This is a genomic window from Butyricimonas sp. BSD2780061689_150309_C8 (assembly GCF_015560935.1).
GTDB lineage: Bacteria > Bacteroidota > Bacteroidia > Bacteroidales > Marinifilaceae > Butyricimonas > Butyricimonas paravirosa.
Window position 1 is genome coordinate 1 of record NZ_JADMSV010000048.1, and the last position, 9,691, is coordinate 9,691.

Annotated in this window: 8 protein-coding genes; 4 read left to right on the forward strand and 4 right to left on the reverse strand. The window is 42.2% G+C overall.

Features of this window, described 5'->3' with window-relative positions; genetic code table 11:
- Nucleotides 1-204: 204 nt before the first annotated feature.
- Entirely contained in the window at nt 205-711 is a 507-nt protein-coding gene (gene purE, locus I2I33_RS19920) for a 5-(carboxyamino)imidazole ribonucleotide mutase (RefSeq protein WP_087422472.1), read from the reverse strand.
- Between the two features lie 107 nt (nt 712-818).
- Between purE and I2I33_RS19925 the strand changes: the two genes are divergently transcribed.
- From I2I33_RS19925 to ubiE, 4 genes are all read left to right on the forward strand, one after another.
- Nucleotides 819-1,373 (forward strand): phosphoribosyltransferase, encoded by a 555-nt coding sequence (locus I2I33_RS19925; protein WP_087422471.1) that lies wholly within the window; start codon nt 819-821, stop codon nt 1,371-1,373.
- Between the two features lie 266 nt (nt 1,374-1,639).
- Nucleotides 1,640-2,632 (forward strand): GTPase ObgE, encoded by a 993-nt coding sequence (obgE, locus tag I2I33_RS19930; RefSeq protein ID WP_087422470.1) that lies wholly within the window; start codon nt 1,640-1,642, stop codon nt 2,630-2,632.
- A gap of 96 nt (nt 2,633-2,728) precedes the next feature.
- Nucleotides 2,729-3,769 (forward strand): DUF2776 family protein, encoded by a 1,041-nt coding sequence (locus I2I33_RS19935; protein ID WP_087422469.1) that lies wholly within the window; start codon nt 2,729-2,731, stop codon nt 3,767-3,769.
- A gap of 143 nt (nt 3,770-3,912) precedes the next feature.
- Entirely contained in the window at nt 3,913-4,605 is a 693-nt protein-coding gene (gene ubiE, locus I2I33_RS19940) for a bifunctional demethylmenaquinone methyltransferase/2-methoxy-6-polyprenyl-1,4-benzoquinol methylase UbiE (RefSeq protein WP_087422468.1), read from the forward strand.
- Between the two features lie 196 nt (nt 4,606-4,801).
- Here ubiE and I2I33_RS19945 read toward each other — a convergent pair whose 3' ends face one another.
- The 3 genes from I2I33_RS19945 to I2I33_RS19955 all read right to left on the reverse strand — a co-directional run bounded on the left by I2I33_RS19945 (nt 4,802) and on the right by I2I33_RS19955 (nt 9,580).
- Complete coding sequence (locus I2I33_RS19945) at nt 4,802-6,091, reverse strand: arginine deiminase family protein (RefSeq protein WP_087422467.1); 1,290 nt, start codon at nt 6,089-6,091, stop codon at nt 4,802-4,804.
- Nucleotides 6,092-6,561: 470 nt separating this feature from the next.
- Nucleotides 6,562-7,311, reverse strand: a complete 750-nt coding sequence (locus tag I2I33_RS19950) for a BT1926 family outer membrane beta-barrel protein (RefSeq protein ID WP_087422466.1) — start codon at nt 7,309-7,311, stop codon at nt 6,562-6,564.
- Between the two features lie 55 nt (nt 7,312-7,366).
- Nucleotides 7,367-9,580 (reverse strand): hypothetical protein, encoded by a 2,214-nt coding sequence (locus tag I2I33_RS19955; protein ID WP_087422465.1) that lies wholly within the window; start codon nt 9,578-9,580, stop codon nt 7,367-7,369.
- Nucleotides 9,581-9,691: the final 111 nt, after the last annotated feature.

Below are 9,691 nucleotides of genomic sequence, written 5' to 3' on the forward strand. Positions count from 1 at the left end.
TTATTGCAAGGTGTTTTGCAGTTATTAAAAGGAAAACTCCATTCGTTACATTAAGAGCATAGGGCGGTGACACGCGCAAGAAAAAGAAGCTGTGGGGGGAAAGAAAATCGCAATAAAAATACATTTTACCACGATTTTCTTCATTAAATAGTTGCAAGAGACTTAGAATTCAGCCCCTTGTTATATTGATTCTTTCCGGGGAGATCAGTTCGTTTTGTAATCGTATTTTACTTTTGCCAGTTCGTTGTTGGCATCAACGATTTTCTTTTTCAAAGATTCTTTGAAGTCCACGATTTTAGCTTTCAATGCATTGTCGCCAACAGCCAGAATTTGTGCAGCCAGAATACCGGCATTCATGGCCCCGTTGATGGCGGTGGTGGCAACTGGGATGCCCGGAGGCATTTGGGCGATGGCTAAAAGAGCGTCCATTCCGTCGAGAGAGGCGTTGATGGGAACACCGATCACGGGAATTGGCGTCATGGCAGCGATAACACCCGGTAGGTGTGCGGCCATTCCGGCTCCGGCGATGATAACTTCAATACCCCGTTTCTGTGCGTTTTTGGCAAAAGACTCCACTTCGGCCGGAGTGCGGTGAGCGGAGAGGGCATTGATCTCGAAAGGTATGCAAAAGTCGTTTAACACTTTTGCAGCTTTTTCCATTACGGGCAGGTCTGACGTGCTACCCATGATAATACTTACTTTTGGGTCCATATTTTTACCGGATTTTAAATTCAAAGTTGTACTTTTGTGCAAAGTTAAATAAAAAAATGGATTAGAGAGACGATAGGTCTATCATTCAAAAGAGAAATATGCACAGGATGAAAAGAATCAAATTGCATGATCGGTGTTTCCGACTGATGATTGAGGCTGACGTGATCGACCGGGAAATAGAGAGGGTGGGGACTCAAATTAATCGGGAACTGGCAGGAGAACGTCCTTTGTTTCTGGGAGTGTTGAACGGGGCGTTTATGTTCGTGGCTGATTTGTTGAAACATATCACGATTGAGGGGACGGAAATCAGTTTCGTGAAGATTGCTTCTTACGCCGGATTGTCCTCGACGGGAAAGGTCCAGGACTTGATCGGGTTACGGGAAGATATTACGGGACGAACTGTAGTGATTCTGGAGGATATGATTGATTCGGGAGAGTCCATTATGCATATGAAAAAAATGTTGGAAGAGAAACATCCGAAACAAGTAAAGGTGGCTGCCTTGTTCTACAAACCGAAAGCGTTGAAGTACGACCTAACGATCGATTACAAGTGTATTGCGTTGGAGAATGATTTCGTGGTAGGGCATGGGTTGGATTATGACGGGTTAGGACGTAATTATCCTGACTTGTACGTGGTGGACGAGGGAACAAATGAAAATTGAAAATGAAAAAACAAACTCCCTCCCCCTTCGGGGTATTGAGCCCGGAAACCGGTCTCGAACCAGCTCTTGCTCGGCAATTCGGAAGCAAGCTTCCCCATTGCTCTCGCTTACTCGCTGGTTTCCCTCTATAAACAGAGGGAGAGTTGAATTACTTTTCGACTTTGGGAAGAGTTACCAGCTCCTCCTCTGTTTATAGAGGAGGTGGCAGCGAAGCTGACGGAGGAGTTTAATTTAAAATTTAAAATTATAAATCTAAAATAAAAAGAATGGCATCAACGAACTTTGTCGATTACGTGAAAATATTCTGTCGTAGTGGAGCCGGGGGGCCGGGATCTATGCATCTTCATCGGGATAAACGTTCTGCCAAGGGAGGACCTGATGGTGGTAATGGTGGACGCGGAGGACACGTGATATTAAAGGGAAACCGGAATTACTGGACCTTGATTCACTTGAAATTCCAGCGCCACGTGTATGCAGAAGACGGGGAGAGCGGGAGTGGGAATTTATGCACGGGAGCTGACGGGAAAGATGTCATTATAGATGTTCCACTGGGAACTGTTGCTCGGGATGCGGATACCGGGGAAACGATTTGCGAGATCACGAAAGACGAAGAACTTTGTGTTGCTGTCAAAGGGGGGCGTGGTGGTTTGGGTAACTGGAATTTTCGTTCAGCTACAAATCAGACGCCTCGTTACGCGCAGCCGGGAGAACCCCGGGTGGAACGGAATGTTATTCTGGAGTTAAAAGTGCTTGCAGATGTCGGTTTGGTGGGTTTCCCGAACGCGGGTAAGTCAACATTGTTATCCGTTGTTTCCGCGGCAAAACCGGAGATCGCGAACTATCCGTTTACCACGTTGGTTCCGAATTTGGGAATTGTGAATTACAGGGATAACCGTTCTTTTGTGATGGCTGATATTCCCGGAATCATTGAGGGGGCGCATCTGGGAAAAGGTTTGGGACTTCGTTTCTTGCGGCATATTGAACGAAATTCTGTATTGTTGTTTATGGTTCCCTCGGATAGTGAGGATATTCACGGGGAGTATAAAATTTTGTTGAACGAGTTAAAACAGTATAATCCCGAGTTGTTGGATAAAAAACGACTTCTGGCTATCAGTAAATCGGATTTTATTGATAAGGAGCTGATGTCTGAAATGGAGAAAGATTTACCGGATATTCCCTACGTGTTCATTTCTTCCGTGACGGGGAGTGGAATCATGGAATTGAAAGATATGCTGTGGAGGGTCTTGAACGAAGAGTAGCGAACGGCCTTTTCTTATTTTATATTTTTTTCAAGTAAACGGGGTAACCGAATATGTTAATCGCCGTATATTCATAAGAATTTAAATAAATGACTTATGAATTACGGAATTAGTGTATTGTTTCGATTTATTCCCTTGTTGATGGCGTTGATTTGCTTTTTCTTTGGAGGGTATATTTTTGGATTCGGGAATGATGAAGCACGGTGGGTAGCGGGGCCGGTCGTATTTTCATTAGGCGTACTTTGTATCGCGTTGTTTGCCACGGCGGCCACGATTATTCGGCAACTGATCCACACGTATAACCCTGTTGCGAAATATTTATTACCCGGTATGGGATATTTATTCGCTTTAGGAACGATGATTTGGGGTATTTATCTGTTCAGTTCTCCTGAACCGCAGAATTTATTTGTCCCGGGACACGTGATTTGTGGTGTGTCGTTGATTGCGGCTTGTATTTCAACGGCAGCAACTTCATCTACTAAATTCACACTTATTCCGGTGAATTCACACGGGACAAGCGATAAAATTAATCCTAACGGTTTCTCGGCTACCACGGAAACAGTGTTGATCGGGTTAACCGTTTTGTTTTCCACGGTAGCGTGGGTTTGGGCGATAGTATTATTGTCAGGCTCCGGGGGTGATCATTTGGTTGCCGGGAGCGTGATGGCCGGATTGGCTTGTATTTGTACGAGTTTGATCGGGCTGGTTGCAAGTATATCTCGTCAGATCAGGAATGATTATGGCGAGAAGGATCGGAAGTATTGGCCAAGACTGGTGTTTTTCATGGGGACAATCTGTATCGTGGGGGGAATTGTTGAGCTGTTGGCAGCACCTGTCCCCGTGAATACAACCGGTTTTATTCTGATCGGTTTAGGTCTTGTCTGTTTTAGTATTTCCAGTAAGATTCTGTTATTAGCTAAAGTGTGGCGTCAAGAGTTCAAGTTGGCGAATCGCATCCCGTTGATTCCCGTGATGACTGCCTTGTTGGCTCTTTTTCTGGGCGCATTCCTTTTTGAAGAGTCTACGGTTGATAACGCATTTTTCGTGCCTGCCCGGGTACTGATCGGTTTGGGTGGTATTTGTTTCTCCCTGTTCTCGATTGTCAGTATTCTGGAAAGCGGGACTTCCAGTAAATAATATCCTTTTGGAGGTTTTGATTTGAGTTTATATTTCCGAGTCGCGGAAACTCTTTTGGGAGAGTTTTCGCGATTCTTTGTTTGTAATCTTTTAAAACGTGGTAGAATTCGTTATTTTCGCCTCCGAAATAAAAGAATAAAGTCATGGCTAAAAAAGAGAAGGTACAGGAGATGTTTAACGGGATCGCACCGAAGTACGATTTGTTGAATCATCTGTTGTCTATGGGTATAGATAAGAGTTGGCGTAAGAAGGCAATGAAAGTTGTCGGTGCGGGGCGAAAGGATTTGGTGTTGGATATTGCTTGCGGGACGGGAGATTTTTCGATCGAGGCGTTGAAACATGGAGTGAAACAAGTGGTTGGGGCCGATATTTCGGAAAATATGCTGGCCGTGGCACGGGAGAAAGCGAAAGCAAAGGGGTTATCTGATCAGCTTGATTTTCAGTTTGGGGATAGCGAGAACCTCACCTTCGACTCGAATACTTTTGATGCCGTGACAGTTGCTTTTGGCGTGCGTAATTTTGAACATCTTGAATTAGGACTGACAGAAATGTGTAGGGTGCTGAAACCCGGGGGAAAGGTGGTTATTCTAGAATTTTCGACGCCTGAACATTTCCCGATGAAACAGTTGTATAATTTTTATTTTAAACATATTCTGCCTTTTGTGGGAGGAGTGATTTCCGGAAACCGGAAAGCGTATGAATATTTGCCAGCTTCCGTGTTCGCTTTTCCGCAGGGGAAGGATTTTCTGGATATTATGCGGAGTGCCGGTTACTCGAATGTTTCGCAACAGCAGTTGACTTTTGGAATTGCCAGTTTGTATGTAGGAGAGAAATAAAAGAGGCTGTGTCAAAAGGTATTTTATCCTCAAAAACTCCTCCGTCACTTCGTGCCACCTCCTCTATAAACAGAGGAGGAGCTGGTGACTCTTCCCGAAGACAGGGAGTATTTCAACTCTCCCTCTGTTTATAGAGGGAGTACGGCGAAGCCGGGAAGGAGTTTGAAAAATGACTTTTGACACATCCTCTTTTATTTTACCATTCAACAGCATCGCGGTTGATCGGCATGGTCATGCATCTTGCACCACCACCTCCGCGGGGAAGTTCTGATCCCTCGATGGTGATCATGTATTTTTCGTATTTACTCAGATCGACTTTGTTGCTGATCACGTCGTTGGCACGAATAATCTCGAAACCGGCATTGTTCATGGCTTCAACGGTATAATTGTTGCGTGCGTAGCCTAACACTTTACCCGGGGCCACGCAGAAGAAGTTTGCACCACTATGCCATTGTTCTCTCTCCATGTTCCAAGTTTCGTCTTCTCCACCGCAATACACGGGTTCCAAGTCCATACCCAGTTTTTTCAGGGCGTGTAACAATGTCTTTTCCCGGCGGATGCTGATTAGTTTCCCGTGTTGAATCTTGATGTGAACCGTCTGGTAATTGCCCGGACTCATGATCAAGGGTTCGTAAACCATACATTTGTCCTTATCCAGGAAAGTGAACACCATATCCAGGTGAATGAAGGATTCCGGGGAATGGGGTAGTTCCTGTACAAGAATATGTTGTACCTTGTCTTCGTTTCGGTTGATAAAGTTATACATCAAGGCGTCGATAGCGCGGGTTGACGTGCGCATACCGTTACCGATAACCAATATATCATCCCGTGCAATCTGTACATCACCGCCTTCGATGGTTAATTTACGAAGGGGATCAGATTCCGTGTTCAAACTTAACGTTTTGGTGTTAAATCCGGGCGTGAAGTCAAAAATAGATTGCATGATGATTGCCTCACGATCACGAACAGCGTTAGCCATCCTACCAATAAGTACTTCGTTGTACATACTCATGGAGGCGTCGCGGGTGAAGAAGAAATTATGTAACGGGCGCAAGTCGTACCAATCTTTATTCAAGAATTTGGTCAACGTGTCGCGTTTCATTTCAACCCCTTCGATCAGCAAACGGGCCAAATTTTCTGCATCTTCATCCAACAATTGATCTTTAATTGATCCTTTGGGAGTTACTTCGGCAATAAAAGGCTCTATCTTTTCGATGCGGTTCAACACTTCCAGTTTGATGGCATCGTCTTTTAAAATGTTTGTCAGGAGGTCTTTGACCTGGTAGGTTTTCGTGATTTTACCTAAAACCTCACTGAGTTGCTTGTATTCTTTTCGTGCGATTGATAAATTTAGAATATCGCTATAGAGCGCCCTCTCAGCGTTCTCGGGAGTCATGTTTTCTACCTCCTCGCCTGGTGTATGGAGTATTACTCCATTCAGTTTTCCGATTTCGGATTGAACATTTACCTCTACAATCTTAGACATATATGTGTTTTTTTGATTACATGGCAAAATTACGATATAAAGGTTGATAAACCTTATAAATCACCACTATAATTATGCAAAAGGTGAAAATAAATATGCACTATTTAAAAGGAGAAAGGGATACATGACGTACCCCTTTCAATATCTCGAAGAGTTGTCCGGCCTCTCCGAGCTGGTTGCATCTTAAATATTTTGAGTATACAATTCGAGTTTTTCCATCACTTTCAGAATTGTCTATATACATCCATTTCAATCGTGGAATATTTCACCTAAATATTCTTTGCAAAATTATAATTTAAAATTGATAATAACAAATAAACGTCAACATAATTATCGGTTGGTAGGGACTATTGGTGTAATGCTTTGTTTTGTGTTTGTAATACAAGAAACCACCCCAAGATAACCTGGGATGGCTTTTGATAACCCAAACGGAATTTTGCAAATGATGGGTTATTTTTTATGTGTGAACTTTAGAATCTAAATCCAATTTTCAACATCGGGTTAGATAGAAAATCAAATCCGTGAGTGTCTGATGATAGGAGTTTCAACCCGACTTGTGGTCGGATATTATATACCGTGTAGTCATAGGCAATCGGTCGAATTTCGATAGAAATAAAAAGTGCTTTGGAAACGAAATAATCGAATCCGGTGACACCGGCAACCCGGTACCCGAAAGCTTCTCCAATAGATTTTCCTAGATAGGATTCGTCATCCGCTTTTGCTTCTTGTTTCCCGTAAGAGAATCCGAATTCACCTCCATAACGGAAAAATAGTTTGTCATATTTGGTTTTCACGAATCTTTCCGCTCCGAGGACGATAGAATATTTTATTTTATCTTTTGATGTTACGAAATTGTAATCTGGAATGTCTCCGGTTTCGAATTTTCCATCCGTGCTGTTACCGGGTAAAGCTTTGTACTCGGGATTATGCTTGAATGAAAATCCTCCCATTGCTTTCAGCGCCCATTTTTTCGCAAACATCCATCTGAATTCGAAATTCAGTGACAACTGTTTATCGAACCAGCTGGTTTGTGGGGCGGAGATATTGTAGGTGCTCAAATCCGGGGCCGGGGCTTCCATACCGACAAACGAGCCTACACCTAAATTTAAAGAGACGGATTTGTCCCCTTTCTTTGGTGTAAAATCATCTTTTGTTTGTGCGTTGGCAAGCAGTACCGATCCTGTCATGATGATAGCAATTGTCAATACTCTTTTTAGCATATATACAAATTTAGTGAATGTCAGTGGGGAAATCCCCACTGGCATTGGGTTTTACTTATTCGGCAAGTGCTGCTTCTGCGGCATCAATAGCTGCTTGTAAACGGTCAACACGTGCTTGTAGTTCAGGTTGGATTTCTTTGAGTTTTGAAATCTCGTTGTTGAGAACATTAATTTCTGCCTGGTATTCTTCATTTTGTATTCTGATGCAAGCTTCTAATTCTTCGTTCTTTTCTTCGTCACTTGCAAGAGCATTGAATTCTTTGATGGATTGCTCTGCTTTAGCGATGGCTTCTTCTGCTGTTTTTATCTCTTTTTTGTAGGTCTCTATTTGCTCATTGATGCTTTCGATGTCTAAAGAAGTTAGAATTTCCAACAGGCGATTAATACGCTCTATTTGAGAGCTTAATTCATTAGCTTCTCTTATTAATGTGGTGTATGCTGAATTCTCTAAAGCCGCTTCTGCTTCTTCTTTTTTCTGTTCAGTCGCCTCAATGTTGGCTACCGCTTCATCCCAATCTGCTTTGGCTTGATTCATCTCAGCCAGTAACGTTTCGGTTGTTTTGGCTGCATTGTCAACGATCGTGTTGAATTCATCGGCTAGTAACGTTGCGATTTCTAATTCATCAATTGCTTCTTGTACCTTAACAACAAGTTCACCTTGATTGATTTCCGAAACAGCAGCAACAGCATCATTGTATGCTTTTTGTGTGATTGTGACATTTTCTTTTGCCTTTTCGTATGCTGTTTCATTTTCTTCAAGAGCTTTGGTGGCATCAGCGATATCTTTTTTAGCTGTTGCTAATGCGGCATCGTTTGCTGTTACGGCATCGCTTGCTTTAGTCAGTTCAGCTAAAGCTTTTGCTTCATTTGTCTTGGCAACACCCAATAAAGCTTCTAGCTCGGCTTTCTTCTCAGGAGTAAGATCCGGATCTTTCAGCTCGTTGGTATATTTTACCACCACGCCTTTTTTCGCATCGTAATCTGTTTGGGCAGCAGTTTTTTTATTATTTAATTCGCTTACTTTACTTTCGTAAGTAGCTTTGTCTTTTGTCGCTTTTTCAAGTTTCGTTTTTTGTTCGTTGATTATTTCTTCAAGTGGTGTCAAAGCAGCTTTTGCATCTGTTGCTGCTTTCTCTAATTTTCCTAAATTTGCTTTTGTTTCAGCTAGTTCTTTTTCAGCTTCTTCTTTTGCTGTCGTTTTTATTTCAATAGTGGTTGCTTGTTTCTCTTTCTCGGCAGTAATCTTGGTTGTGATATTTTGTTCAAATTCAGGATATCCTGGGAAAGGGAATGTTCTTTTAGTTCCTTTGCTTGTTACAACTATTATTTCGAACGGAGAGACCAATTTTTTCGTGGGATTGCTGTTGTAATCCTCTTTTGCTTTTTCGTAAGCCTTTTCTTTGGTACTAGCCTCTTGCTTGGCCGTTTCCACTGCTTGTTCTGCATCACAAATAGCTTTCAATAATTTTTTTGCTTCGTCAGCAGTATTGATCATTTCTGCCGTTTTGGAATCAAGCTCTTTGGTAAGTTCTTCAAGCTTTGTATTAAGTTCATTGATTTTTTTTTCAATAGCGGCGTCTGTCAGCGTTTTTGAGGCTTCAAGCTCAGCAATAGCTTCTTTTGCAGTGGTTACTTTTTCTTGATTTTCTTTTATTATTTCTTGGAAACTAGCGAGGTGCATCTCGAAATTATCAGAAATGAGATTCTTGTACCGATTTACTCTGTCTTCGTTATTGGCGATTTCGTTTTGATTATTACGAAGTTTCCGCAGGGCTTTGACATAGTCTGCATACATTTGCTCTAGTTCCGGGTTGAGTTTACCGGCAATAATGGCGGCATTTAATTTGTTCAAAAAATCTTGTTGCTTGTATGCTTCCTCGGCTTTACGAGTTTCGTATTCAAGTTCATAAATTTTTTGTTGATATTCATTTGCTATTTCTGCTGCTTTTGCTTCATTCCGAATCTTTTCAGCTTCTGCAAGTAGTTTTTCAGCTTCAGCTTCCGTTTTGGCTGCATTGGCTTCTGCGATCAAACGTTCAATTTCAAGGCGAGCTGCTTCATTTTTAGCTTCATTCTCTACTTTCAATTTTTCGATTTCTGCCAGTAATTTTTGAGCCTCTCCTTGGGCTTTCAGCATTTCGGCTTGTGCCTTCAGCCATTCCGTTTTTGCGGTACGGATTTGTTCAACTGTAGCAGATTCTTTGTCATCCACGCAGGAGGACAATAAGGCGACAGTTATCAACACAAATAATAAACTTATTTTTCTCATAACACCTTGTTTTTTAATTAAACATTTAATAATTTGGAAAATCCGCACTAATTTGGCCCTTCTTTTCCAATAGAACTTGGTCCTTGAAATCCACTCGAAATTGACCCGGTT

Excerpts from the sequence above, each read along its gene's own strand:
- I2I33_RS19950 (WP_087422466.1), bottom strand. The coding sequence starts at position 7,311 with ATGCTAAAAAGAGTATTGACAATTGCTATCATCATGACAGGATCGGTA.
- ubiE (WP_087422468.1), top strand. The coding sequence starts at position 3,913 with ATGGCTAAAAAAGAGAAGGTACAGGAGATGTTTAACGGGATCGCACCG.
- purE (WP_087422472.1), bottom strand. The coding sequence starts at position 711 with ATGGACCCAAAAGTAAGTATTATCATGGGTAGCACGTCAGACCTGCCC.
- obgE (WP_087422470.1), top strand. The coding sequence starts at position 1,640 with ATGGCATCAACGAACTTTGTCGATTACGTGAAAATATTCTGTCGTAGT.
- I2I33_RS19925 (WP_087422471.1), top strand. The coding sequence starts at position 819 with ATGAAAAGAATCAAATTGCATGATCGGTGTTTCCGACTGATGATTGAG.
- I2I33_RS19935 (WP_087422469.1), top strand. The coding sequence starts at position 2,729 with ATGAATTACGGAATTAGTGTATTGTTTCGATTTATTCCCTTGTTGATG.
- I2I33_RS19955 (WP_087422465.1), bottom strand. The coding sequence starts at position 9,580 with ATGAGAAAAATAAGTTTATTATTTGTGTTGATAACTGTCGCCTTATTG.
- I2I33_RS19945 (WP_087422467.1), bottom strand. The coding sequence starts at position 6,091 with ATGTCTAAGATTGTAGAGGTAAATGTTCAATCCGAAATCGGAAAACTG.